The organism is Bradyrhizobium sp. TM233 (assembly GCF_036247965.1).
Taxonomy (GTDB): domain Bacteria; phylum Pseudomonadota; class Alphaproteobacteria; order Rhizobiales; family Xanthobacteraceae; genus Bradyrhizobium; species Bradyrhizobium ottawaense.
Map to the genome: position 1 here is coordinate 1 of NZ_BTIG01000248.1, position 659 is coordinate 659.

Genomic DNA, 659 nt, shown 5'->3' on the forward strand with positions numbered 1-659 from the left:
AGACAACCTGATATCTCTTACTTCCATCCATTCGGAAGTACTTGCTACATGCTCAACACTAAGGAGCAATTGGGTAAATTCGATTCTAAAGCTTTAAAATGCTATTTTCTTGGTTATTCTGAAAGATCTAAAAGTTTTAGAATTTATAATATTATTCATCAAACTGTTGAGGAATCTATCCAAATTAGATTTGATGATAAGCTTGACTCTGACCAGTCAAAGCTAGTTGAAAAGTTTGCAGATTTAAGCATTAATGTTTCTGACAAAGGCAAAGCTCCAGAGGAAGTTGAGCCAGAGGAAGATGAACCAGAGGAAGAAGCTGGTCCCTCTAACTCACAAACTCTGAAGAAGAGCAGAATCACTGCAGCTCACCCTAAGGAATTGATTCTGGGCAACAAAGATGAACCAGTCAGAACCAGATCTGCCTTCAGACCCTCTGAAGAGACCTTGCTCAGTCTGAAAGGATGGGTGTCCTTAATTGAACCCAAGTCCATAGATGAAGCTCTTCAGGACAAGGATTGGATTCTGGCCATGGAAGAAGAATTGAATCAATTCTCCAAGAACGATGTTTGGAGCTTAGTGAAGAAGCCTGAGAGTGTCCATGTAATTAGAACAAAATGGGTGTTCAGAAACAAGCTGAATGAGAAAGGAGATGTAGT

1 protein-coding gene is annotated in these 659 nt (G+C 39.8%); it reads left to right on the top strand.

Annotated elements, in window-relative coordinates; genetic code table 11:
- Positions 1 to 48: 48 nt before the first annotated feature.
- The coding region (locus AABA86_RS34310) for a hypothetical protein (RefSeq protein WP_338309896.1) at positions 49 to 659 on the top strand (611 nt) is incomplete at its 3' end.